We start from the raw sequence: 26,798 nt of genomic DNA on the forward strand, positions 1-26,798 counted from the left end.
ATAACCAGCTCCTCATTCGCAGCATTCGTTTTATGCAGGTTGAACCACCCACAAAGGTGCGTCCGCGTCACACCACAGTAGATTGAATAGGCAATGAGTAAAACTGGTCCTTACCATTGCTTACAAAAGAAGGAGTGACATAACATATGAATATGAACGCTATCGGTATTGATGTTTCCAAACGTAAAAGCATGGTTGCCATCCTCCGCCCAGGCGGTGAAGTCGTGGCCAAACCTTTTGAAGTATCTCATTTATCCAAGGATCTCCGATCATTGATTCATCGGATCAGATCCCTTGATGGAGAATCACGTATCGTCATGGAGTGTACCGGACATTACTATAAGACCATTGCCCATGAGCTTGTCTCTGCCGGTCTGTTTGTTAGCGCTGTAAATCCACAGCTTATACGTCATTATCAGGACGAAGACAACTCCCTGCGGAAAGTAAAGTCCGACAAAGCAGATTCCCTTAAAATCGCACGCTATACACTTGACAGATGGTCAAAATTGAAACAATATGGTCTTATGGATGAATTACGCAATCAAATCACGGCCATCGGCTCAACCACCAGCTCTGCTGGTGGCCTGGATAAGCCCCTCCGGGGCCTGTTGTGTTTCCGCCTAAAGGCGGTCTGACAAACCCTGTTCATTATGTTACTGGTGGCCGCTTAAAAGCGGCTCTGTTGTACTTACTTTGAGGGCTCTCCTTCCAGTCGATCCCTCTCATACTGCTCTTTGATATACTTTGTTATCGTTTCTTCATTTACATTACCGACTGTCTCGCAATAATACCCTCTTGCCCAGAAGTGACGGTTATACCGGTCTCTATACTCCGGATGTCTGTCGAAAAGCATAAGGCTACTCTTCCCCTTAATCCTACCCACTACCTTCGACACGCTCTCCTTGGGCGGAATCGACACGTACATATGCACATGATCCGGCAGCGTTGCTGCCTTGATAATTGTGACTCCTTCCATCTTGCATACCTTGCTAATGGCTTCGCCTACCTCTTTTCTCAAATCCCCAAACATCACTTTCCTACGATATTTCGGGATAAATACTATGTGATACGTGCAATTATAGCGACTATGTGATAAACTTTGAGTGTCCATGAATATACCTCCGTTGTGTTTTGTGCGGTTTGCCAGACCTGCACCTATTATACAACGGGGGATATTCTGGTACTCTGTTTATCGCCACTTGCGTCTGCTAGTCTCCCCAGCTCTGCTGGGGGATTTAGAATGTTTCATTAAAGACCATGAACCGCCAGTTTGGCTTCTACATGAAGCACAAGACTGCCATGAAAAACAATCTGATCGGCCTTCTTGACCAAACTTATCCCGGTGTAAACACCTATTTTAACAGCCCCGCCCGCGAAGACGGAAGCCAGAAATGGGTTGACTTTGCGGACTGCTACTGGCATGCAGACTGTGTCCGTAAGATATCTGTGGACGCTTTTGTTGACCACTATCAGAAGTGGTGTCACCGCAAGAAGTACAACTTCAGCAAAACAAAAGCTGAAGAAATCTATGAAACAGCCCAGGAACTGGTTTCTGTACTTCCAAAAGATGTCTTTACCAAACGTATCATCAAACAGGCGGTTGAGCAGTTAAATACTGCATCCCGAACTGTTGAACAGCTCCGTTCCCTAATGAACGAAACCGCAGCCCAACTTCCAGAATACTCTGTCGTTATGGCGATGAAAGGCGTAGGCCCCTCCTTGGGTCCACAGCTAATAGCGGAAATCGGAGATGTGTCACGCTTTACCCATCGGAACGCTATTACCGCATTTGCCGGTGTTGACCCAGGTGTAAATGAATCCGGGGATTACTCTCAAAAAAGTGTCCATGCATCAAAACATGGTTCTCCCGCGCTCCGTAAGACCCTATTTCAGGTCATGGACGTTCTAATTAAGACCAAGCCACAAGATGACCCCGTGTATTTGTTCATGGATAAGAAACGTGCGCAAGGCAAAGCTTACTATGTCTACATGATAGCCGGGGCAAATAAATTTCTCCGGATTTATTACCCCTAAAGTAGGATAATACGTACTAAAAACCTTTTTCAATTGGTCATAACACCCTTTGAACCTTAAAAAAGTGCCGATTTTACGCCATTTTTGCTTGATTTTATTTGAGTGTGCATTATAATGATGATAGATATAAATATACACTCAAATAAAGGAGATTGTTATGCCAGCAAAACCATCAGGTACGATCAAAACATCACGTGTAAATGTTAAGCAGAAGAACGGTGATATCTACGTTATGGAGCGTCAGACCTTGTATGACCCGGTTAAAAAATATAACAAAGTTGTGAGCAGTAAGCTCATCGCTAAAATTCCGAAAGGCGAAAAAATTCAGGTGCCTACACGCCCAAAAAGACCTAATGGAAGCAAACTCCCAATAAAACCACAGAAAGTATCTGCTTCCAGAAAACGTGTTGGAATGATGGATATCATAGGACATATAGGATTTATTTCCGGTATTGATGCAGCTATATATGCATCCACAGATATCGGGACCGCCCAGAAGATCATTTCCCTCGCAAGATATCTTCTGGCAACAAATGGACAAACACTCCCGGGAATACAGACCTGGCAGTATACCCATCCGCTTCCCTATGTGAACGGCATATCAGAGGATGTATACCATGCCCTGTTCCATGACATCGGGCTGGATGAATCGCTGCAGCAAAATTTCTTTCACGAGCGCTGTGCATTGCTTGGGGACCATGGAGCGATTGCTTATGATTCCACCACCATATCGACTTACTCCGGACAGCAGCCGGAAGCACGGTACGGATACAACAAAGCAAAAGACGGACTGAAGACGGTCAAACTGCTTACGCTGTATTCTATTGAAAGCAGACAGCCGGTCGCATTTACCAAACAGCCGGGCAACCTGCCTGATGTGTCGTCAATCGAAAACGCATTAAAACAACTTTCTGTCCTTGGCGTGGATCATGCCGAGATCGTAACAGATAACGGTTACTACTCAGAGTCTAACCTTTCTGAGATGCTCCAAAAAGGATTCGGGTTTGTCACGCTGGCAAAAACAAACATCAAATGGATCCGGCCGGAAATAGAAGCACGTATAGAGGAACTTTCTTCTATATACAGTGTATGTCCGTTTGACCCCACAACCCATGGTGTTACAGTTATGTTAATGCATGATTTTGACAAGGTGCGCAAGTATGCCAGCCACAAAAGCGGCGCTGAAAAGGGCGCTGTTGAAAGATTCAAAAGACGGGTGTATCTTCACATTTATTTTAATGCTTCACGGCAGGCGGAAGACCGGATTGAATTTGAAACAGACCTTATGGAATTAAAGTCAATGATAGAAGACGGCATACCTGTAGATGAGCTTTCCAGGAGTGCGCAGGAGAAGGTAAAAAAGTATATGTCGATAAGCACCTGGGGAAAGAAGACAACCGTTCGTTTTAAGGACAAGGAATGTCAGGAGGCATACAAATATCATGGCTATTTCACCCTGGTCTCCAACCGGGAGAAAGACTGTTTTGAATGCTTAAGGATCTACCGGAAAAGGGAGACCATCGAAGCTTGTTTTGAAGCGGAAAAGCAACATGCGGATGGAAGCCGTATCCGTGTTTGGAGTCCAGATACTTTGCGGGGCAGAATGTTTGTACAATTCGTATCGCTGTGTTATTACGAGTATTTCAGTGATCAGCTACGTAAGATTAAGCCTACTCTGGGCAAACAGAATAAGGATGGTATCAGAACAAAAGAGACGGTTGACCTTGAAGAGAAACTGTTAAGATGGATGGAGAATACGCCGGTTTATCTTCAGCTGCAATGGTTTGACACTGTGGAAGAGGTAAAGGTATCGTCCGAACTGCGTAACAAACGATGGAACACGGAGATTACCGCGCGGGATGCTCTATATCTTGAGAAATTGGGGATGTCTACGCACTAAATTTTTTTAGTGTGTATTATACGACTTTTGGGTTATTACGGAAGAGTCAAAGAATATTTGGCTTCCCTTCCACAATAGCAGAAATTACATAACTCTAGCAATTCACAAAACCAGCGTTCTACGGTGGTCTGGTTGTTGTACGCATTTTTCCTACATAAAATTTTTTCAAAAAATATTCAATTTTCTATTGACTTTTTATTTGCAGGCTGTTTTTCGTCTTAAAATCCCCTTCTCACATCTTTTTCTGCGTGGTTTGATATCCATTTGTCTTGAAAAATCAACGATTTATCCCTGGCAAAATGACGAATACCAGATTTCCTTCATTCGCTTTTTTTCCAGATTTCTGCTATACTTTTTTTATTACAAGTGCGGAGGCAGCAATGAGTAAAGAAACATCACTTATAAAAAAATATGAATTACAGATCTCTAAATTGGAGAATGCTCTTAAAGAAGCAGAAAATGTAATCCGAATCCAGGAAAAATGCATTCGGACTTCGGAAGAGCTTCTTGAACAGAAAGAAGAATATATTTCCATGCTGACATTACAACTGGAAGAGACAATAGAATTAAGCAGAACGATGGCACAGGTATTAGATTCCCGCCCCTAATTCATCAAAGGAGAGTACAGATGAATCCATTTGAATATACAAGTGCATTACAGTACAAAGTGAAATCACTGGCACAGCAGATCGCCGAATTTAAATCCGGCGAGAGATACCGGAAATTAGAAGAAGAATATAAGAGCATTATTCGGAAACTTGAAAAAAATATCCGGGAATTAAAACAAGAATTAGCACAGGCACGTAAGGAGATCCGGTCTGTCCGGAATCAATGGATGGAAGCAAATGATGCTCTTTACCACGAATGTCAGAAAGAACTTGACAGGAAGGACCGTCTCATTGCAAAGCTCAAAAAAGAGAATCTGGAAGTTGTTCGCCAGAGAGATGAAGCATTAGATAAATGCCGTGATATAAGACAGGAATTCTACAGGGTAGGGGCTGAACTGGAGGAAGAAAAAGGCCTGAACCAAAAACTGACTGCGCAGGTCAATATGGATTTTGAGAATTCATCCATCCCCTCTTCCCAGCAGAAACCCGGCAGGAAAAAAATCCCGAACAGCCGGGTAAAAACTGACCGGAAACCAGGCGGACAGCCAGGCCATGCCGGACACCGCAGGAAGCTCCATGCCGTAACAGAGACACATGAAATCCCTGCGCCTGCAAAATACCTGGATAAAGAGAATTATTATGAGACAGGAAAAATCATTCGGAAACAGAAAGTGGTCATCCAGATGTCTGTAGCGGTCATGGAATATACGACAAAGGAATACCGTGACAAAAGAACCGGAGCCCGTGTACATGCTCCATTTCCAGAAGGATATATCAATGAAGTGAACTATGACGGGACGGTGAAGGCACTTGCCTTTCTCCTGAGCAATGAATGCAACGTATCCCATGGAAAAATAAGAAAGCTAATCTCAGAATTGACAAAAGGCGAGATCGAACTGTCCGACGGCATGATCAATGGTCTTACCAGGGAATTTTCAGAGAAAACAGCGGAAGAGAAAAAAGAGATTATAAAGAAACTAATGCAGTCTCCGGTCATGAATGCAGATTTTACAAACGCATCTGTAAATGGGCACAGTGCGCAGGTCCTTATACTTGCATCCCCGATCGCAGATGTGGCACTTTATATAGGCAGGGAGAAAAAAGGGCATAAAGGAATAGAAGGAACGCCGCTTGAGAATTATGTTGGGATTGTCTTGCATGACCATGACAAGACATTTTACCGTTATGGAACAAAACATCAGGAGTGTACCCAGCATGACTGCCGCTATCTGATCGGCAGCGAGCAGAATGAGCCGCAGCTGGAATGGAACAAGGAGATGCACGGATTGTTCCAGGAGATGCTGCATTACCGAAATGGGTTGGGGGAGAAAGAACTTGATCCGATAATTGTTGAGGGATTCGAGAAAAGGTATGATGAAATCCTGAACAAGGCGGAGAAAGAATATCAGGATGAGCCGCCAACTGAGTATTATAGGGAAGGGTATAATCTATTTCTCCGGTTAAGGGAATATAAAGAAAGTGAATTATTGTTCCTGCATGACAAACGGGTTCCAGCCAATAATTCCCTATGTGAAAGATTGGCAAGAGTCTACAAACGAAAACAGAAGCAGGCAATTACTCTGCGGAGCCAAGAAAGTTTAAACGATATTTGTAATGGCTTAAGCATAGTCTATTTGTTACGCTCACAAAATGTAGATGTATATCAGAAGATATCAGAAATATATGAACGGAAACGCCCGCCCAAAATAAAACAGGAAAAGGTTGTTGCTAAAGCTTAACGCCAAAGCAGCAACCTTTTCTTTATTTTGCAGATGGCGTGGGTGTGAAAAGTAACGATTTATCTACAGAACCCTAATTCCTTCAACCTTATTATTCACAATTTTCAAAAAATACCTAAAATATAAGGAATTCCATTCCTTTTTACTGTACTGTATAGATATATTGTATAAATCTCTGCAAGAATTCCATATCCCGGAATATCTCTGTTCTGTCGGAGAGTATGCGGAAGAAGCGATCTGCCTTGAAAAAAGCGGATCAGATTGGACCGTCTACAGCGGAGAACGGGGACAAAACACAATCTTAAGCCCCATGCTGATTGCAGAAACGCTTGTCTGGATGTTCTGTCCAGAATCACCGAAACTACTGATGAGGAAAAAAGAATTCGCCAATTTTTTGATTATTTTATCGTTCCATCCACGGGAACTGAAGAACAATTATGTACTAACTCGTTGCTTCGCGTAAAACAAGAGGTTGCCGGAAACATATAAGAATTCCCCGGCTCCCCCTTATATGTCAAGAATATTTTCCGGATCCCCCCTCTTATTGTGTTACCATTCACAGCCATTTTAATTTCTGATGTTTAATGAATTCCCATTGTGGCTTTTTTATTGGCATAATGCACTGTTTTTGGTGGTTTTATTTATTAATAAATATAGCCACTACATATTGACTTTTTGTAGTGGTTGTAATATAATATATATAGCCACTATTGAAAGGAGAAACCGTTATGCCTACTATTGTTAAACACTTCGATAAAAAATCAGGAAAGACCCGGGTTTACGAATCTACTCCCCACTATGACCCTGTTACCAAGCAATCAAGACCGAAGAGGAAATATCTTGGTACCCTCGATCCCGAAACAAAGGAATTGATCCCATCTTCCGGTCGCAGGGGCAGAACAGCATCTTCGAAAAATGTTACCACCACGGAAGAAGATACTGCTTCTGCAAGGAACAGAGATTTTCAAAAAATCATTTCCGAGAAAGAAACAGAAATCGCCTCTTTACAGTCTGAGGTGAAAACCCTAAAAGCTACTATCAGGGCATATGAAAAAGTATGCACTTCCATCTCCAATACTTTAAGAAAGGCCCCTGTGATCTATGATTAAATATACCGGAACTCCCGCCGCAGTTCAGGCAGGAAGAAAGGCGGACAGCCTGGACATCCCAAAGCAGCCCTTGAAGCGCCGGAGGAATCTGAGATCACAGATACCGTTGGGCACCCATTACAGGACGATGAATGCTGTCCAAAATGCGGGCTTACAGACTGCGCCCCAACCGGCGAGTCCGAAGTTAAATTTGAATACGATGTACGCATTAAAGTCGTTAAGATCAAACACGAATTCTTTTATTACGAATGCAGCAACTGCGGCACTGTATTCCGGTCACAGATACCCCCAAACCTCAAGGAGAAGGTTCAGTATGGCAGCGGATTGCAGGCTTTTGCTTTATCACTCACAAATACCGTCAATGCCGCTATGAACAAAGCATCCATGTTTCTTGCCGGAATCACCGGCGGTGAATTAATGCCCTGTGAGGGATACATTGCGAAACTCCAGGCCCGTGCCGCAAATGGGCTCCGCCAGTTTCGCCAGGATCTGAAGCTTGTCCTGATCACAAGAAAGATCGTTTACTGGGACGACACGGTCATCTTCATTCTTGCGCAAAGAGCATGTTTCCGATTTTATGGAGACGAGTCTATTGCCTACTATACAGCGCATGCACACAAAGACATGGAAAGCCTTGATGACGACAATGTACTGAATCTCCTGACATCGGATACCAAAACCATGCACGACCATAACACCGTAAACTACAATGAAAAGTACAGCTTTGAGAATATCGAGTGTAATCAGCATCTTCAGCGTGACTGCCAGAAGAATACGGATGATACCTGCCATCAATGGTCTGATGATCTGAAAAAGCATATCAGCGCAACCATCAAGGATCGCAATGATGCCATAGCCCGGGGCGAGGGTTCTTTCAGCGAAGCCTGCATAAACGAGTTTCATCATAAAATAGATGAATACCTTAAAAACGGATGGAGTGAAAATGAGTCTGATCCAAACAACTACGGGGCATCCTTTGAGCGGACTCTGCTTACCAGAATTGCCCAATACCGCAGAAACTATTTCCTGTGGGTTGAGGATTTCAGTCTGCCGACCACCAATAATCTCAGTGAACGCGGGCTTCGAGGTGTAAAATCCCACATGAAAATATCGGGACAGTTTGAATCAGAGACAGCGGCCGATAACCATGCGCTCAACCGAACATACATCGAAACCTGCCGTCGTAATGGCATCAATGAAATCGAAGCGTTGCAACGATTATGCGAAGGGAATCCTTATACGGTTGCCGAAATCTTCTCGGTCTAATCTTCCTAAAAACACATCAGAACATTGAAAGCGGTGTTGCAGCTCCGCTTTATTTGTCGATCCATCAAACCGACTGTGAATAGTAACCTTATTGTATCAAACTGCTAATAACTCGGCTTCGTCGCCGCGACTCCCTCTGTAACTGTCTCAAACAGCTCGAACGGAATCCCGACTGCCATATCGTTTTCATCCCCTCCCGTATTTGGATGAATGATTCTAACAATCTCTCCCCTAAAGACCGGTTTCCTAAAATGAAATCTCCCAAGAGGAAAAGAAAGGCGAAAAAACTCCCTGTGATTCTTCCAGCATGGCTTCCTGGCTTCTTCCTTTGCTAGAGCGCTAGCACTAAACCGGAAAATCCTTTTTTTCTCGTTTTCCGGCTTTATCAACAGCGATTGTTATTTCTTCGGTTACCACCACTACATGTATGTGGTTTCCGATTCCTATAGTGATCTCCCTGTATCCCCTCTTTTAGAACGTGTCTCCCGGCATGATATGCTTTCCTTTCTCGTTTTGAATGTTAACATGAGATTTTTCTTTTAATTCTTCCCAGCGCTCATTGATCTTTAAAAATCACAAATCTTACAATATCCTGATAATGTCCATCAGCATCCAAAGCTTCCTCTTTAAGAATTGCTTCCGATGCAAATCCCGCGCTCTTCAATAATTCTGCTTCATCAATAAATTGATAGAATATATAGGAATATACCTTATGCATTCCTATTTCACTGAAAGCTTTTTCTAGCAGTAACTTAACAGCTATGCTTTGACTCTCTGTATTCCACTCCTGATCATCACTTGTAAAAATGCAAAGCTCACATCTTTTATTAGTCTTATCAATATCCTTTAGATAGGCTGTAGCAATCGGATAAGAGGATACTCCAAAGTCTTCATCAATTCTCTCTACGATAAATTGTAGATAATGTCCCGTCTCAACATGTTCATGAAAGAATGTTTCATTAGACTCAACAGTAATTGGCTTCTGATTCAGGCAATGAGCCGAAACTGATGGAGTATTTCTCCATTTTACAATATTCAGTCCATCCTCCAACGTGATAGGTCTTAAATAAATCCTCATATAACTTCTTCTCCTCTCCAAATCAAATATCCATGCATGGCTACTTGGCTACTTGCTTCGCAGGAACCAAGAATCCCATCTTGATAACTCTTATACATGCGCCTCACCATCAATTCCTATTACCTCGCCCGTTACATAGGCTGACAAATCAGAAGCTAGGAATAAAATTACATTTGCCACATCTAACGGTTCTCCTAATCGTCCCATTTTAATATTTTTTAAATTCTCTTTAATCTTTACGTCTCCAATTGTCTGTAACAGACCTGTATTAATCAGACCTGGAGCAACTGCATTCACCCGGATGCCGTTAGGAGCCAGTTCTTTCGCAGCCGCTTTGGTCAATGATGCAACGGCACCTTTGGAAGCCGAATAAACAAGCTGGCCTGCTGCCCCTTCAATACCAACGATACTGGATATATTAATAATCGTACCTGATTTCTGCCTGCTCATAAGTTTATTTACAAGCTGTATCATATTGATGACCGAAAACACATTAATGTTAAAAACATCATAAACCAGTTTTCGGCCTATCATTCCTATTACATTGTCGCACATGATACCTGCATTATTAACTAGGATATCTATTCTCCCATACTCTTTCTTGATCTGACTAATTGCTTTTTTGGCTTCACTTTCATCTGTCACATCAAAATACATCGGAATGATTTCAGTGTCACACCGTTCTCCGATTTCTTTTGCAAATTCGTCTAAACTATTGGTGGTGATATCAGTCGCATAAACGACCGCACCTTCCTCAGCAAAACGTTCTACAGTTTTATTTCCAATACCCTTACCTGCTCCGGTAACAATTGCAATTTTTCCAGATAATAATCCTCTACGCAGCAAGACACTTCACCTCCTGCTTCAGAATATCTCTGCAGGTATTGCTTTTACTTACTCTGCAATACCCCCCCCCGATTTTGAAGCTTGTTCATAATTTCCTCCTTCATTATATCTTCTGTTAATCCACTCTCTGTCATCTGATATCTATAGCTTCCAGCACGCACAAATATATCATTGATACCAAATGAAAGAATCGGTTTATGTGCATTCTCCTTGCAGAGACATTCTGCAACGGCACTATAAAGACCGCCTATCACACTATGCTCCTCCGCTGTAACAATCAATTTATGTTGTTCATTTGCTTCCATTACTGCCTCTGTATCCAAGGGCTTGATCGTATGCATGTTTATCACAGAGCAGGATATTCCTTCCGCCAATAATGTCTTTGCCGTTTTCAGGGATTCTGCTACCATTGAACCAGTGGCGATAATACATACATCTCTGCCTTTTTGAAGCTTGACCGCCTTTCCTATGTAAAAATCATAATCCTCTTTATAAACGATCGGAGTATTCATCGGACCTGTAAGTCTGATATACGTTGGATCTGGTGTCTCCGCCGAAGCTATTATCGCCTTAATAATCTCCGTACAATCAGCTGGAGAAATCACTGTAATATTCGGCAATGCTCTCATAACAGACACATCTTCAATACTCATATGGGTCGCTCCCAACATTCCTGCTCCATACCCGGCTGTCAGACCAATTAGTTTGATTGGAAGTTTCATATAAGACATATTTACACGGACCTGATCAGCACATCGTGAAGCACAAAAACTAGCATAAGTATTAACAAATGGGATAAATCCTTCCCTTGCAAATCCAGCCGCAACACCAATCATGTTCTGTTCCGCTATTCCAAGATTATATAACCTGTCAGGATATGTCGTCTTAAATCTTTCAAGGCCAGAAAAAAAGCACAGATCCGCCGTCAACATCAGCACATTGGGATTCGTTTCAGCAAGTTTCATCGCCGCTGTCCCATGTGCCCCGCTAGGTCCCAAGAGAGACCATGTTCTCATATTTCTTTTGTTATATTCTATCATACAGTCTTCTCCAATTCTTCTATTGCTTGGTCATACTGTTCTTTAGATAACGCAGCATTATGGAATCTCCAGTTCCCTTCCATAAAGGATATTCCTTTACCCTTCACGGTATGTGCCAAGACAGCCAAAGGTCTTTCTCCGTGATGTTTATAAGCATCCAGAATCTCTTGCAAATTATGTCCTTCAATTGATATTGTATCCCATCCAAAATCCTGCCATTTTTTTTCAAACGGGGACATATTTAAAATTTCTGATGTAAAACCGTCATATTGTATTGCATTCATATCTATGACCGCAATCAGATTATTTAATTCAAAATGACCGGCACTTGCGGCAGCTTCCCATACAGAGCCTTCATCACATTCTCCATCGCCTAAAAACACAAACACACGCGGATCATGATTTTTCTTCCTCTTCAGTGCAAGAGCCGCTCCAACACCAAGGGATAAACCCTGTCCTAAACTACCACTTGCGTACTCAATTCCATGCAATCCGTTTAATGAAGGATGACCGCCAAGCATGCTTCCATCCTGCTTGAATGTATACAAATCATTTTTATCAATGATCCCAGCTTCCGCTATTGCAGCATACAACGCCATTGCAGCATGTCCCTTACTAAGAATAACTCTATCTCTTCCATCCCATTCAGGATCATCTCGATTAAATCTGATGCTGCCTGCATAAAGTCCTGCTAACAATTCAACAATAGACAGACTTCCTCCAAGATGTGCTCCTGTTTTTCCTGTGTTGTAGGTCATATCAATGATATGCCGACGGATTATCCTAGCCATCTCATTGCATCTTTTGATCATCATTTGATCTGCCATTACATACCTCCATCAACCCGAAGAACCTGGCCTGTCATATAGCTCGACATGTCACTGGCCGCAAAGGCAATAACATTTGCGATTTCTTCCGGTTTTCCCATTCTTTTCATGATAACTTTGCCCAAGATTTCCTGTTTCAAAGTATCTTCGATCTGTGCTCCCATATCAGTTTCTGTCATCCCCGGAGCTATAGCATTGACACGTATATTATTGGGTGCCAATTCTCTTGCAAGATTCCTGGTTGCTCCTATAATCGCAGCCTTACTTACAGCATATTCATACTGCGCCGGAGCACCATCGATCCCCGCAATAGATGCAATATTCACAATGCATCCGGAATTCTGTCTTATCATAAGGCGCGAAACATACTGAGTAATCAGCGTTACCGAAAATAAATTTACATTCATCACATGTTTCATTTTGTCGATAGAAGTCATCTGGAATCTGGTACTGTTATCTGCAATACCTGCTGCATTAACCAGGATATCTATATTGACTTTTTGTTTGCGAATATCCTGAATCGCTGCCTTCATCTCCGCTTCGTTTGTCACGTCGAAATAAAGCGGGAAAATCTGGACCCGATACTTCTTTGACAGAAATTTCACATCTTCCTCAAAAATATCATCCTGTCTTCTTGCACAAGCCCATATATTAGCTCCCTGGGATGCAAAGACTTCAACTGCCGCTCTGCCGATCCCACGTCTTGCACCTGTGATAATTGCGTTTTTGTTTTCTAAGATCATTTTCTTTTCCCATCTTATAAGGTAATTTTAACAAATGTATCCCTTACATTCTCTACCGCATCAAAGAACGCCCGATACTCTTCTGGCGCCCATTTTTCTCGAATTCTCTGCTGTACACCGGACGGTCCGACAACCGAAGGAACCGAAAGAGCAACTCCTCGGCATCCATGTTCTCCCATTAATACTGAACTGACAGAAGAAATCATAGGACGTTGATTAATAATAGCATCCGCAAGCTGACACACACAGGTTGCAATACCATAGTGTGTACGTCCTTTTGAGGCAATTATCTCGGCACCCATTATCTTGGTTTTTTCAGCAATCTCGTTCTTTACTTCATCATTCCAATCTAGTCCTGCATCAGAACAATACTCAGCAATCGGTATTCCGCCAACTGTCACGTGACTCCAGACAGGAACCTGTCCATCTCCGTGTTCTCCAACAACATATCCGTTGATCACACCTGTATTCAGTCCAATATAATCTGCAACCGTTCTGACAAAACGAGAAGAATCCAAGATATTTCCCGATCCAAAAACCATCCCATCAGGAAGGCTCATCCACTCTGTCGCTTTGTATGTTAAAATATCAACCGGATTGGATATAATCAGGACCACTCCGCGCGTATAGTATTTTTGTATAGAGTCAATTACTGATCTCATTATCTTTACGTTTTCATTCGTAAGATCTAACCGAGATTCGCCCGGCTTTCTCCCTCGGCCAGCCGTCACTATGATCAAATCACAATCCGCACAATCAAAATAGTCACCCGCATAGAGATCAGCTGTTCCCATAGCCGGAATACCATGCCGTATATCTTTTGCTTCACCATCCGTTTTATCCTGATTTACGTCGATCAAAACAATCTCTCTTGCAACGTCCCTTATTGCTAAAGCATAGGCAATTGAAGAACCAACATATCCTGAGCCAATTATGGCTACCTTTCGATTTCCAAGTGTATAATTTCTTTTCATATTCATACCATCACTATAGTTCTCGTCATTAACGCCGGGAGGTTATATCCATCCCAGATCAAATCAAAATCCATTGTTTTTCCAATAGGAACTACACGGTCAATTCCTCTCACCCCCGTCTGGATAAGTGATGTAACTGTGTTTTTGTCACCGATATATGCTATCGTCTGGCAGCTTTTATTATTACAAAGACTCCTGATATCAGAAATTTCTTCACAGTCATATTCGAAAAAATAACCGCTATTATCCCGATAATTCATAAGATCTTCCTTTATTTCAGGAACACTTACTCGAACGATCAGATTATCTTCATGGTCTACAATCTTTATACCTGGCTGTGCAACTGCAATCAGACAATTACTTGTCAGTTTATTAACCCCTTGAATTGCCTGAAAAGTATATTTCTTCTTTACAAGCTTATGCTCTTCTTCCCAAAAAACCTTCTTTGCTTCTTCTATTTTCCTGCCGGTCCAAATGATAATCCTTGGACTTGTACAGGCATTCTGATCAGAATAGAAAGTATCATTATAAAAGTCTTCCGCAACCCTTGTTTTGTCTTCAATATCTAAATAACTGTCTGCATCGATCAACGCTAACGAATAACGGTCGGCAAATGTAATCTCTCCTGAACGAGGGTGCAATTCCGAATTTCTCAATTCAGCAATTGTCTGATTACCGCCCCAAACAATACGAATTTCTGCAATAGATGAAAATAGATCATTTATCTCTTTGTCTCGTCCATATCGAGTCAAAATTACATAAGGTTTTATATCTTCATATCGGTCGAGCACCTTATTAAAGGCATCCGAAAGAATCTTTACCTGAGGAAAATCTTTAGATGGAACTCTGACTACATTCGCGTTACCAGTCAACAAGCCGCTTACCAGACTATACGCGAAATTACATGGAACATTGGAAGGTGCTATGTGAAAGGCAATACCCTTCCCCATATGGAGAGCATCATCCTGTTTTCCAAATCGCTCTTTTAATCTCAATACAGATCCTTTGCGAATCCAAAAGGCAAACGTGATAACATCGGAATACGCTTTGGATCTTGAATCTTTCATCACTTCTCTGGATACATCATTTAAGAAATCTACTATCCTATCATCAAAAGGCTCCTTAGCAGGCGTATTCTGCAGACTGACAGTAATCTCAGGCGATCCAGTCAGATAGGTGATTTTATTTAAAATATCAGGATTTAAACTTATCTGCATAAGTATCACTGCACCCCCTTATTTCGGCATTCTTTAATCTGCCGTTAATCTTGAAGTATTTACCTTTTCTTCCACATGGACAATCATCAATCCCAAGAATAACACCCTCATCCTCCGTCAAAAGACTGTGTCCTGGATAAGATTCCGGAATCGCCGAAACTACCTGAACAATGCCTGCCTCGCCAATATCACACTCTGAGAAGTTAACCGGACGCCGTATGATCACATCTGAAAAGATGCTTGCATGTAAATGTCCGCACTCACATTCCATGTAAATGCACCCGGTTTGTTCAACCATTCCATAATAGTCATGTATATTCTCTAATCCGCAAGCCTGATTTAATTTCTTATGGAATTCCTCAGAACTGACCGCTTCGGAAACAAGCTTCTTCCATCCGCCTCCATGAATAAGGATGCCATTTGAAAAATCAAAAGTAATTCCTTCTTTTTTCAATCTCATCAATTCTTTATAAAAATGCTGCCAGATCATGAAAGTAAATCCAAAAAGCAGAATTTTCTGCCCCTGAAATTTATCAAGGAATTCTTTTAGCCCCTCTGTATCTAATTTCATATCATCATCAAGAGCATATATTTTCTTTGCTCCAAAAATAGAAAAACCTAAGATACCAGCACCACGCGCAGAAAACATTGCCCGATTCTTCACAACACTTGGACAGTCAATGATAATCATCGGCATACGATTGGAACCCGTGAACTCAGAGACTATCTTTACCAGCGTTTTCTGTTGATTAGATGACGTCGCACGGTCCAGATATATTTTACTGACGGCCTGCCCTGTTGTACCTGAAGAAGTCATTGTCTTAACAACATCTTCCTTGAGAATGGATTTTAAATCCAATTCTTTAAACAAGCGAACTGGCAGATACGGAAGTTCCTTATAGCTTTTGACTTTATCAATATCAAAAGAAATCGCTTCCAAAATCCGTGCATACTCAGGACACCTTTCCTGATGAAGTTTCGTTAATTCTATAAGCCTATCCGTCAGAAGTTTCTCTTTTTTCTCCCCGTTCATAGAATACGGAGAAATATTCAATATCTCTTCAAAAGTCATAAATATATCCTCACATATATTGATTAAGATGATGATTGATCACATCGGCCATCTCCATATAATGCTGATTGATAAAGAAATGGTTATCTCCAAGCTGATGAAAATCGAATTCACCATCAATCAGCTCTTTCCACTGCTGCATATCCGCAAACGCCGTATCCTTCTCACAATAAAAAAATGTAGTATCAATCCCTATTTTATCCTCATACTCTCCAAATCTATACTCAAAAAATAATCTGTAATCCGAGAGCATGGGCTTTATGTAAATATCAGCAAAACGCTTATTTTGCATCATTCGGTCATCCAATCCGCCCAACCGGCGGGCCCTGTCTAAAATGCATTCATCCGTTAGATTTTCTACCTTACAAAGTTCCAGTGAACGTTCCTTCGGCGACACTTCCGCAGAGATAAATAAGTGCTTCAAATCTCCAGTAATTGCTTCTCTCTTTAGAATTTCATAGGCCAATACACTTCCCATACTATATCCCATAACTGCATACGGTAAGTCTTGCTTTCTACGGCTTCTACAGTATGCAGACGCATCTTCCAACAGATTCCAAATACTTCCTGCCAGCGGCTCCTTAGCTCTGATCCCTCTGCCGCTGTATTCAACCGTGACTATGTCAACTCTGGAGTCTATCAGATCAGTCAATCTCCTAAAAGCTGCTATGCTTCCACCCGCATATGGGAGTATAAACAGCTGTATTCTTTTATTCGACATAGTACTTCCTTAATTCCTTATAGAGAGTTTTGCCTGAGTCATTTTTAGGGATTTCATCGATCACAATCATCTTAAAGGCTGAGGGATTAAGTTTTGTCTTACCGATTACAAATTTGCGAACAGACTCGGCATATTTCTCATCTGTTACAAAAATATACATATGATCGTCTACGCCGGAACTCGCCACTTCAATTCCATATTCTCCTTTGATTAGGCGGTCTACTTCATCCAAATTCACACGATTACCGTAGATTTTAAGAAATCTCTTCTTTCTTCCGACAATGTAATAATAACCGTCCTCATCAAATTGTGCCATATCACCTGTTTCAAGTCTGCCGTAACGCTCATCACCTCTGGCAAGATCTTCGCCGTACTCAGCATATCCAAGCGTAACGTTCTTCCCCTCGTAGACAAGTTCACCAGTAGTCAGCGGTTCAATAATCTCTTGTCCTTCTGCCCCTATAAGGTGAAACACTCCGCCGGGAATTGGGATACCCATAGAGCCCCTCTTTTCCACAGCCTTTTCAGGAGGAAGATACCCCATACGCGCAGTTGCTTCAGCCGCGCCATACATGACCACAAAATTCTTGCACTGTTCCTGTGCATATCTTGCAAATTTTTCATGCAATTCAGGCACGATCTTGCCACCCGCTTGTGTCATGGTCCTCAATGACGGAAGTTTCATACGATAAAATCGAAGTCTGTCGAGCATTTCATAGGTATAAGGCACACCACCAAAGGAGGTAGCTTCCTGTTCTTTGAAAAAGTTCCAAAATTCTTTCTGCGTAAGCCCTTTATCTGTAAGCAAAAGAGTCGCACCGACCAGAAAATGAGAGTTGATAATAGACAGACCATACACATAATTCATGGGAAGCGTTGTGATCGGCCGTTCAGTTTCATCCAACTTCAGATATTTAACTATAGATCTCGCATTATCAAATACATTTGTATAAGACTGTCTGACTAGCTTAGGTGATCCTGTCGAACCTGATGTTGTAATAAGAAGCCCAAGTTCTTCGTAAAGCGGATATTTCTTGTCATATTCGGTCTTCAATAAGGCATAATCATATACCTCATGCTCACATGCCATCTCTGGGAATTGATCTCTCTGATCTTGGGGAATCCATAAAAACTCCGGCTGATATATGCTGAGAAGATTCGAAAGCAGATTTTCTTCCAAGTGACTGTTTACCATGACCGGTACGATTCCATTATTGATAAATGCTGTATAACCTAAGACGGATCCAATCTCATTCCGACAAAGTGCGAATACCAAACAGCGATGTCCTACTCTGTTAGCCAATATATTAGATTCAGAATTCAAAGCATCATATGTCATCCGGCCGCCAAATTCATCTATAAGAGCTGTCTTGCCTCTATGTTCTTCTAGATTCCATATTTTTCTCATCAAAACACCACCCCATATTCAGCCTTCGTCAAAATTTCTTTTCCTTTTTCATATGAACTAAAATCAATGATATCATCTGTGTCCATCATAATATCAAAAGCATCCTCTAAAGCTGCTACCAACCCCATGTGTCCAACAGAATCCCATGCCTGAATATCCTGATATTTAAGCTCTGAAAGCTGGTTGTCAGAGATTTCAAAACACTCCATAAATGCATTATTGTATTTTTCTAAATTACTCATGATCTCATTCTCCTTTTTTCTTCTTCTCTCGATATAATATTGAACTCAACTTTTTATCTACTTTTTCAAAATCTTCACGCCAGTTCTCTATCTTGATAACCATTCTGCCGTTTTCATCCATATCCGGTGGATAATGTTTACCGCCAAACTGCTTATTAAAACGTATTGCACGGTCATTATCAGCAAAAATGAACCCGTCAATACGCTCAAGCCCTAACACTCCATATGCAAATCTAAAAGATAGTATCTGTGCTTCTAATGCCTGAAATGGATTACTTCCTTTGATTGTCAATCTGCCGCTTTCTGCATGATCTCCATTTACATCATAAGTGCTAATAGTGCCTATTCGATTGCCCGCCTTATCCCAAACGACAAAAAAGTAATCTCCGATTTTTTCTCTCTGTTTCCTAATCCATGCCTTTTGCTGTTCTATCGTATTATTGATGACAGGCAAAAATTTTGTAAACTCAGGATCTCTCCGAATGGCAAGTGTAAATTCTGCATCCGCTTCCGTACACGCTTTAAGATCCACATACCGTCCTTCTAATACACCTTCATATACCATTTGTTTTTCCTCATATAAAAACGGAGTATTTGGATACGTTATCAGTACTCCACTTAGACTTGTTATCTATTCACAAACTTTTCCACTATATCGCAAATTCTCTGCACGTCTTCATATGTCAGGTACAGATTCATCGGGAGAGAAATTGTATGTTCACTTACATAGTCCGCATATGGACAGGTTCCTTTTGCATAACCGTACATACGATAATTGATGTTGTTTGCATAATGAACACCCGGATATACCTCTGCAGCATTAAGCGTCACCATCAGTTCATCACGCTTATCAACACAGATCTGGAAAAGGTGGCAAGCGCTCTCACAGCCTTCTTCCATCTTTACGATCCTGATCTTATCTGGATACTTGCTCAGTCTGTCACGATACCATGCTACCAGCTGACGACGATACGCATTATCTCGGTCAAGATATTTTAACTGCACAAGGCCAATCGATGCCATAATGGAGTTACCATGTCCCTTATCACCAACATATTCAACATCATAGCGCCACTTATAATTTCCTGAATCAGAACTTCTTGCATATGTATCCTTATTGATACCAAGCCAACATTTCTTACGGACAATCTCATCAAATTCACCGCGTTTGAAGCAGATCATTCCGCTGTCAGCAGTAGGAAGATTCTTAACAGCTTGGAAAGAATAAACCACAACTTCTGCCTCTTTACCTGGAATTTCTCCCTTGTATCTGGTTCCCGCCATATGGGCAGCATCCAAGATAAGTTTTAGGTTATTCTCTTCACAGATCTTTACGATTTCGTAGTAATGTCCCATATTTCCACCAAGACCGACATACATAACTGCACGGGTCTTATCTGTAACACGCTCCTTCACTGATTCTGAAGTCATACACATTGTTTCATCAATATCAGCAAAAACCGCTTTCATATGCGATTTTAAGATAGCATGGTTTGAGGAAACGAAAGTGATCGGCGTAGTAATGATCTCATCGCCGTCTTCCCATCCATACTGCTCCTTTAAAATATCCACAGCCATATAAAGACCGATAGTAGATGAATTCAAATAATGTGCAAATGGAAGTCCTGTATATTCCTTCCATGCTTCCTCAAATTTTACGGTCTTGAATCCCATGCCGGTCCAACCAACCTCAAGACACTCCCTGATTTCTGACAAGCACTCATCTACCTCGTACTTTGCCTTGAACAACTGAATTCCCATAATCTTTTCTCCTTTTCTAGACCCATGGTCTGATAATGACTACGTTTTAATCTTCTAAAAACGGTATGGATTCACCATACCGCTTATATTCTAAATCTATATTAAACAATAACCAACCGACTATCCGTTTACCTAAAATGCTACATCAAATCCTAAAATAAAGAGTTCTGCACCATCTATCTAATTCGTTTTACCTGTTAAATGAATAATCCGTTTTTCAAACTCTACTCTCCGTTTACTTCAGTCCTAATTCCGTAATAGACTTCTCACTCAAATTATCGTGTAGGCTAAGTATGTAATCACCATATTCTGTTCCGGCATACTTAAGACCTAACACTTTTAATTGCTCTAAACCGATCATTCCCCGCCGCCAAGCCACCTCTTCTATACAATATACGTTCATCCCGCATTTATCTTGAACGATCTTCATAAAGACAGAAGCCTCTTGGACATTATTCCAGTCATCCACTTCTATCTCCACAAACCCGCGATCAAGCATATGTACATATAGCTCATGATCATTTGCATACCGGGCTATGAATGTTGATATATCCTTTTCTCCTGCAATGGTCGGCAGAAGACTTTCTGGAAAGAAAAGTATCGGAATATCTGAAAAATCATACTGAGTTTTCAATGGCTCATCCGCATTTGAATTGATTACCTTTTTATTCTGATCCATTACAATCCGGGAAGATTGATGACTCATCTTCTTCGGCAAAACCAACATAGTGAACCTATCACGATTCATCATTGCCTTCTGAAAAAACCTTGTCTGATCGACTCCATACAATAGGCATCGCCCATAAACCATCATGATATTTCTTCCGTCTGTACTGGATTCTTTTAAGCATATATGATTAAACGCCTTATTGGCAGTTATATCCCTCAATCCTCCGGTAACCGTATCTATTCTTATTCCATAATCACCGCCCTTACCCAACGTCCGATCAATATACTCAGCATCCTTTTTTGTACATGAGACAACGATATCCCTTATACCAACAAGCAAAAAATAACTAATCAGATAATAGATCAGAGGCTTGTCGTAAATCACCGTCCCAGCACCGATATCATAGCTATTTTCATCCAAAATGATTATACCTGACCAGGAACCATCATGATGCACCACGTCCCCGGCGAGTAGACTGTCGGTATCGGTATCAAGTAATATAGAAAGTTTTCTTAAATATCCTACATCCGGCAAGCCTATCCCCCTCTCCCATTTTGAGACCGCCTTGTCACTGATACCAATACGATCTGCTAAATCCTTCTGAGTATAGCCTGCCCGCTTTCGTAGGTAGGAAATTGCTTTTCCTATCTTGTTTTCATCCATGGTCAACTTATCCTTTTTATGCGAGCATTATTCCTTTCAATATGTCGACTCTAAAATTGGTTCTATTTTTTATACCCAATTTTTACGTTGAGTTTGGTTCTTTAATATAAAATACTGGCGTGTCCTCGAAACCAAACCTTTAATTCCCTTTTTTTTAATTACACGATATACAGAATTGATTTTTTCAAAAAAGCAAAACACATAATACTTAAATTTACATACTTTAAAGTTTCGTATAACTTTTTGAGGTGCTCGATACGAAACAAATTCTGGCAGTTGTTTTTTTATACTCTTGTAAATCTCTTCAATAGAAAACTCTGTTTTTAATTGTTCTTGTGCTTTATTCGCAATCTTTACAGCCAAATTAGGTTTCTCTAACAACAGTAATATATTTTCAATCCAATCTTTCTCATTATCACATAGGATACCGTTTTCCCCATCTTCAATTATACTTATGTATGGATAAGCATTTGAGTATATTCCTGGTATACCCGCCATGGAAAATTCAATAAATTTGTTAAAATACTTATACTCCGAAAACCCATCATTTCTCACAAGAGGAGCTAATCCAATACAAAATCCACTCGTTTCCAAATAAGTTCTAAAATCTTTTAAGCTTAAATGAGGAACATATTTGATATTCAACCGTTCTTCATCAATACTATCTATTTTCTGCATACCAATACAATGAATTTCAAGTTTAAAATCCTGTTGATTGACAATTTTATCCAGAATCGGCATCATTACCATTTTAAAATAGTTATTTGATCCATCGTTCGAGTAATAAACGATTCTCTTGACATCTTTATTAAATAATATTTGCGTCTTTTTAATATTGACACTCTCAACAGCAGTATCAGCTTGTACCGTTTTTGTAACTTTATAATCTTTCTTTATTCTATCTATAAGAATTTGACTTGGAGAAAAAAGAACATCTGTAATATTTAAAATTTTTCCCAATTCCTTTTGACGTTGCCTCATAAAAAAATCTTTTCGCTCTTGTTTAAACAAATAATCATCGAGCAGTACTATATGTAATCTCCCGTTTTTTTTACACATTTTTGCAAAATATGTTGATAGAAGATTTTCGCTTCTAATAGAATATAGAATATCACACCACATGATATCAGATTTGTTGACTTTAGATGTTAGTTTTATTTTTATTTCTATTTCTCCAAATTTTTCAAATGCTTTGAATGCATCATATGTTTCTATTGCAGTTTGGACATATGTTTCACATTCAATTAAAATTTTTATTTTGTCCATTTCTTCTTAATGATCTCCTCGAAACTGATTATTAAATATACAAATATCTTGTTCTTACTTATAAATGAAAGGAATATATATATTACCACAGCTAACAAAACCTGAGCAAAAGTTACTACAATTCCATAACCAAACCTGTAACTTATATAGTATAACGGTAATAATGTTATCACAGTCATAATTAGATTGGGAATAATATCCTCAATAATTTCTAATAAGCTGTAGTTGATGATTTTTACAACAGAATAAATATATATAATAGCAATTATAACAGTTGTTATAGCTCCACACAAAACTAAAATATTGAAACTTTTAAAATCGAATACTTGAAATACAACAATAACTGTAACTGTAAGGATAAATCTTATGATTTCAATAATATTATTATTTTTATATCCGCCATATGAATAATTCAAATTCATACAAAGCTGCCTTAAAGGATTGAACGCATAATAAATACATGCAATCTGTAAAAACGGAACCGCTTGTATCCATTTTTCTGTAAACAGAAATAATATGATATTTTTCGCACAAACAGCTGTCCCAAACATTAATGGAAACATAATATACGTGGATAACGAAACCATTATCCTTGTAATACCCTTAAGCTTGTCTTTCTGTGATTGATATGATGAGAATGTAGGCAAAAGGATATTGCTGATTACATTATAGGTCTCTACGCCCAATATTTGAACTAAACTCTGTGCTCTATTATTATATCCCACCTCAATCGGTGTCCATTTTTTTCCCATATATAGGTTATTAATAGAAGAAGTAAATAAATCTAGCACACCATTACTCATAGCCTTTACACCATCAAAATAAATTGATTTGAGAGACGACTTTTTAATCCCTATTCCTATTTTATCGCGTTGTAGGATAATCAGTAACAACCCGTATATAGCTTGATGAACCATATTATTTAAAATCAACACTAGAACATTCTTTTTACCATATATACATATGAGAGAGACGATCGCGCCGAAACATGTTGCAACAAAATCTGAAAAAAAGATTTTTTTAAAATCTAATTTTCTAGAGCATTTAGCAACTCCCGTAAAAATAAATGGCTGAGCTATCAAATCAATGCATGAGATTTTAATCAGCAAATTCAACTCCGGAATATTGTAAAATTCAGCTATATAAGGAGCTATACCTATTATAATCAATGAAATGACAATTGCTTTATATAACGAGAACGTAAATCCTGTTTTCCATTCTTCATCTTGTAACTTTTCTTTTTGAACAAGTACAGTATCTAAACCACCTATAACAATCATATCACAAAATGACAAGATTACAGACCAAATAGCCATATATCCATAATGCTCAGGTTCGATTAAACGTGCTATTATAATTGATGCAATAAAACTAAGACCTTTTGATAGTACAAGGTTAATTGTTTTCCATTTTACACCATTAGAAAATTGTTTTTTTGATACTGAATTCATATTGTCTATGTACACCCTTATTTATTTTAAAAAACAAACATCCCGTCTATCAATCTTAGAAAATCCTTCGGTTCTTGAATAATACCCCAAACAGATACAAACAGAGTTACCGCAAGTACAATAATCATTCTAATCCTTCCGTACGCTTCTCTGCCAGTACAATTTCTGACTCTAAAAACCGATTTTAACATGATTGCATAAATAAAAGGAGCAACATAGTAAAATGCCCGTACAAAATGAAAAGATACAAAGTAAAATGGGATTAGCAATAGTAATGTGTTGTTGAATACCCTTTCAATCATTATTTTGTTTTTCTCTTTGTCTGTTAAGTATGCATTCAACAGTTGAATTTCTTTTCTTTGAGAATATTCTGCTCCAAAGAACACAACAAAATGATGTATAGCATTAAATGTAAACCCAATTGCTGTAGCTTTATATTCTCCCGAAAACATCTGACTTAGTCTATATGCCAAAATTTGAATATTAACATTACTAAATTTACTTAAGAAATTGCTAACAACACTTATCAATGTCGGTTCAACAATAAGAATCCCACATAATATAATTGCAACTTTCCTTACAAGTTGAATATATGTTTTTTTTCTCTTAAAGATATATGGTACTAACAATACAATATAAACTAATGCAATCTGATGGATAAAAGATGCTACTCCAATCCAAAACAAATATTTGAAGACTTTTAATTTCTTATCACTTGCAAGAATTGAAATAGCAAACAGCACAATAATACCTGCTATTCCTGATCTTATCTGAGATGCAAAACTACCACACGGAATAAACATACAAATTGCTGCTAATGCAGATATACACTCTTTGTATTTACCTATTGTAACAAAGAAAATTAGCGTAATTAATGTTCCTATAACTAGTTTAAATGCATTAAAACTAAATCCAAGATTTATAAATATACCTTGTATGGAATAGAACAAAGGATCTTTTCCCAAATATATATTATTATCGTATGCATATCTATAATTTGAAATATCTGCTGAATCAAATGTAAAAGCAATATAAAACCACATAAAAACAGCTATCACACTGAATACTACCTTAGATTTTTTTGTGAATATTCCTAATGTACAAAGAAAAAGTTCACAAAGCAAGAACATTACCACCTTAATCATTATATAAATCTCCCCAGCCCTGATAAATCAAAAAGTCTTCGGTATTCCATTCAACTTTTAGGTATTCTACAAATCATTTGTCAATTCTCTCTACTAAATCGACAGATTTAATAACTGATTCAAATAAAAATCCTCAGTATAAGGTTCCAACTCTTCTTCTTCAATACACTTAAATGGAGAAAAAATAAACTGAGGCAAATCTTCAATGTTATCTTCTCCCAATATAAAAAATCTTGTGGGATCATATAAATTAAAATCCTTAATCCACTTATTATTAGTAATTCCCTTAATTCCATTAAATACAACTTCAAAATCTCTCATTGTAAGGGCTTGCTGTCCTTCCGGCATTATATTCAGAATTGCTTTGGTGCCAGAAATCAGTTTCAAATATGTCGAATATTCTAAAACAGGCTTATAATAACATTTATGTCTATTTATTAACCAACGATCCCCGCATATGTGGAAATATGTTCTTAATCCCAATTCATTAAATTGCTTTTCTATCTCTAATATCTTGTCTCCACGCCCCTTGTCTCTTCCCACAAACACGATATCGTATTTGTCTTCTTTAATTTCCGAAATCTTATATATATCCTGGTATCCTCCTGGTATATAGTGCATATTATATATCTCACTATCAGTTTTATCATAAGTCACTTTTATTACTGATGGATCAATTACACTATCAGGATTTATAGTTGCAGAAACTCTGTTTTCATATACTAAGAACACATTTTTATCTGAATGACAATTTACAACATAATTAATAAAATTCCCCGTTACGAGCGGATCATTAATAATGATATTTTTGTTTGCAATTTTTTTAATTTCTGGATTGAACCAAATAGTTTGGGTAAATCCTAATTTAAACCAAATTTCACGAAGCACACGCATGAAAAGATTGTAATCTTTATAAGGGATAAAATTTTTATACCCCTTTTTTTCTCTCCCATTTACCACATAATCATTTTTTAATTTTGCACGGATATAACATATATCTTTTATATCAGTCACAACT

The 26,798-nt window shown here is 39.3% G+C and carries 24 protein-coding genes and 2 pseudogenes; 7 read left to right on the forward strand and 19 right to left on the reverse strand.

The window, feature by feature from the left end; genetic code table 11:
• Window positions 1–146: 146 nt before the first annotated feature.
• Window positions 147–548, forward strand: a pseudogene (locus VSQ62_RS17490) (IS110 family transposase); the annotation flags it as partial.
• A 140-nt stretch (window positions 549–688) separates the two neighbouring features.
• Here the strand turns inward: VSQ62_RS17490 and tnpA are convergent.
• Window positions 689–1,117, reverse strand: coding sequence for an IS200/IS605 family transposase (gene tnpA / locus VSQ62_RS17495; RefSeq protein WP_196813919.1), 429 nt, complete (start codon window positions 1,115–1,117; stop codon window positions 689–691).
• Window positions 1,118–1,248: 131 nt separating this feature from the next.
• On the opposite strand from tnpA, the pseudogene VSQ62_RS17500 reads away from it, so the two are divergent.
• The 6 genes and pseudogenes from VSQ62_RS17500 to VSQ62_RS17525 all read left to right on the forward strand — a co-directional run.
• Window positions 1,249–2,034 (forward strand): annotated as a pseudogene (locus VSQ62_RS17500) (transposase); the annotation flags it as partial.
• Window positions 2,035–2,191: 157 nt separating this feature from the next.
• Window positions 2,192–3,934 (forward strand): IS1634 family transposase, encoded by a 1,743-nt coding sequence (locus tag VSQ62_RS17505; protein ID WP_334635766.1) that lies wholly within the window; start codon window positions 2,192–2,194, stop codon window positions 3,932–3,934.
• A gap of 380 nt (window positions 3,935–4,314) precedes the next feature.
• Window positions 4,315–4,542, forward strand: coding sequence for a hypothetical protein (locus VSQ62_RS17510; protein WP_120397181.1), 228 nt, complete (start codon window positions 4,315–4,317; stop codon window positions 4,540–4,542).
• Between the two features lie 20 nt (window positions 4,543–4,562).
• Window positions 4,563–6,281 carry an IS66 family transposase gene (locus VSQ62_RS17515; RefSeq protein ID WP_334636068.1) on the forward strand — a complete coding sequence of 573 codons (1,719 nt, stop codon included), beginning with the start codon at window positions 4,563–4,565 and terminating at the stop codon, window positions 6,279–6,281.
• Between the two features lie 728 nt (window positions 6,282–7,009).
• On the forward strand, window positions 7,010–7,390 hold the full coding sequence (locus VSQ62_RS17520; protein ID WP_120397166.1) for a hypothetical protein: 381 nt from the start codon (window positions 7,010–7,012) through the stop codon (window positions 7,388–7,390).
• 282 nt (window positions 7,391–7,672) lie between these two features.
• Window positions 7,673–8,656 (forward strand): IS66 family transposase, encoded by a 984-nt coding sequence (locus tag VSQ62_RS17525; RefSeq protein WP_334637700.1) that lies wholly within the window; start codon window positions 7,673–7,675, stop codon window positions 8,654–8,656.
• A 556-nt stretch (window positions 8,657–9,212) separates the two neighbouring features.
• Here the strand turns inward: VSQ62_RS17525 and VSQ62_RS17530 are convergent.
• The 18 genes from VSQ62_RS17530 to VSQ62_RS17615 form a co-directional block, all read right to left on the reverse strand.
• Window positions 9,213–9,734 carry a GNAT family N-acetyltransferase gene (locus tag VSQ62_RS17530; protein WP_334636069.1) on the reverse strand — a complete coding sequence of 174 codons (522 nt, stop codon included), beginning with the start codon at window positions 9,732–9,734 and terminating at the stop codon, window positions 9,213–9,215.
• Between the two features lie 90 nt (window positions 9,735–9,824).
• Complete coding sequence (locus VSQ62_RS17535; protein WP_334636070.1) at window positions 9,825–10,580, reverse strand: SDR family NAD(P)-dependent oxidoreductase; 756 nt, start codon at window positions 10,578–10,580, stop codon at window positions 9,825–9,827.
• Window positions 10,581–10,624: 44 nt separating this feature from the next.
• Window positions 10,625–11,620 (reverse strand): transketolase family protein, encoded by a 996-nt coding sequence (locus VSQ62_RS17540; RefSeq protein WP_334636071.1) that lies wholly within the window; start codon window positions 11,618–11,620, stop codon window positions 10,625–10,627.
• A complete protein-coding gene (locus tag VSQ62_RS17545; RefSeq protein WP_334636072.1) occupies window positions 11,617–12,447 on the reverse strand; it encodes a transketolase in 831 nt (276 codons plus the stop codon). The genes VSQ62_RS17540 and VSQ62_RS17545 overlap by 4 nt, the downstream gene beginning before the upstream one ends.
• A complete protein-coding gene (locus VSQ62_RS17550; protein WP_334636074.1) occupies window positions 12,447–13,190 on the reverse strand; it encodes an SDR family NAD(P)-dependent oxidoreductase in 744 nt (247 codons plus the stop codon). Before VSQ62_RS17550 ends, VSQ62_RS17545 begins: the two co-directional genes overlap by 1 nt.
• Window positions 13,191–13,204: 14 nt before the next feature.
• Window positions 13,205–14,170 carry an L-lactate dehydrogenase gene (locus VSQ62_RS17555; RefSeq protein ID WP_334636075.1) on the reverse strand — a complete coding sequence of 322 codons (966 nt, stop codon included), beginning with the start codon at window positions 14,168–14,170 and terminating at the stop codon, window positions 13,205–13,207.
• Complete coding sequence (locus VSQ62_RS17560; protein WP_334636076.1) at window positions 14,167–15,381, reverse strand: acyl-CoA reductase; 1,215 nt, start codon at window positions 15,379–15,381, stop codon at window positions 14,167–14,169. The genes VSQ62_RS17555 and VSQ62_RS17560 overlap by 4 nt, the downstream gene beginning before the upstream one ends.
• A complete protein-coding gene (locus tag VSQ62_RS17565; RefSeq protein WP_334636077.1) occupies window positions 15,359–16,453 on the reverse strand; it encodes a LuxE/PaaK family acyltransferase in 1,095 nt (364 codons plus the stop codon). The genes VSQ62_RS17560 and VSQ62_RS17565 overlap by 23 nt, the downstream gene beginning before the upstream one ends.
• A 10-nt stretch (window positions 16,454–16,463) precedes the next feature.
• A complete protein-coding gene (locus VSQ62_RS17570) occupies window positions 16,464–17,174 on the reverse strand; it encodes a thioesterase II family protein (protein WP_334636078.1) in 711 nt (236 codons plus the stop codon).
• Window positions 17,164–18,582, reverse strand: coding sequence for an AMP-binding protein (locus VSQ62_RS17575; RefSeq protein ID WP_334636079.1), 1,419 nt, complete (start codon window positions 18,580–18,582; stop codon window positions 17,164–17,166). The genes VSQ62_RS17570 and VSQ62_RS17575 overlap by 11 nt, the downstream gene beginning before the upstream one ends.
• A complete protein-coding gene (locus VSQ62_RS17580) occupies window positions 18,582–18,824 on the reverse strand; it encodes an acyl carrier protein (protein WP_334636080.1) in 243 nt (80 codons plus the stop codon). Before VSQ62_RS17580 ends, VSQ62_RS17575 begins: the two co-directional genes overlap by 1 nt.
• A 4-nt stretch (window positions 18,825–18,828) precedes the next feature.
• Window positions 18,829–19,389: a GNAT family N-acetyltransferase gene (locus VSQ62_RS17585; RefSeq protein WP_334636081.1), complete on the reverse strand. Its 561-nt coding sequence runs from the start codon at window positions 19,387–19,389 to the stop codon at window positions 18,829–18,831.
• Between the two features lie 62 nt (window positions 19,390–19,451).
• Complete coding sequence (locus VSQ62_RS17590; RefSeq protein WP_334636082.1) at window positions 19,452–20,585, reverse strand: DegT/DnrJ/EryC1/StrS family aminotransferase; 1,134 nt, start codon at window positions 20,583–20,585, stop codon at window positions 19,452–19,454.
• A gap of 235 nt (window positions 20,586–20,820) precedes the next feature.
• Window positions 20,821–21,918: a helix-turn-helix domain-containing protein gene (locus VSQ62_RS17595; protein ID WP_334636083.1), complete on the reverse strand. Its 1,098-nt coding sequence runs from the start codon at window positions 21,916–21,918 to the stop codon at window positions 20,821–20,823.
• A 69-nt stretch (window positions 21,919–21,987) separates the two neighbouring features.
• Window positions 21,988–23,184 carry a glycosyltransferase gene (locus tag VSQ62_RS17600; RefSeq protein ID WP_334636084.1) on the reverse strand — a complete coding sequence of 399 codons (1,197 nt, stop codon included), beginning with the start codon at window positions 23,182–23,184 and terminating at the stop codon, window positions 21,988–21,990.
• A complete protein-coding gene (locus VSQ62_RS17605; RefSeq protein WP_334636085.1) occupies window positions 23,172–24,635 on the reverse strand; it encodes an oligosaccharide flippase family protein in 1,464 nt (487 codons plus the stop codon). The genes VSQ62_RS17600 and VSQ62_RS17605 overlap by 13 nt, the downstream gene beginning before the upstream one ends.
• A 26-nt stretch (window positions 24,636–24,661) precedes the next feature.
• Window positions 24,662–25,780 carry an EpsG family protein gene (locus VSQ62_RS17610; protein WP_334636086.1) on the reverse strand — a complete coding sequence of 373 codons (1,119 nt, stop codon included), beginning with the start codon at window positions 25,778–25,780 and terminating at the stop codon, window positions 24,662–24,664.
• A gap of 93 nt (window positions 25,781–25,873) precedes the next feature.
• Window positions 25,874–26,794, reverse strand: a complete 921-nt coding sequence (locus VSQ62_RS17615; RefSeq protein WP_334636087.1) for a WaaS/CpsH family glycosyltransferase — start codon at window positions 26,792–26,794, stop codon at window positions 25,874–25,876.
• Window positions 26,795–26,798 lie beyond the last annotated feature (4 nt).

It is taken from the genome of Sporofaciens sp. JLR.KK001 (assembly GCF_036941055.1).
Lineage (GTDB): Bacteria > Bacillota > Clostridia > Lachnospirales > Lachnospiraceae > Sporofaciens.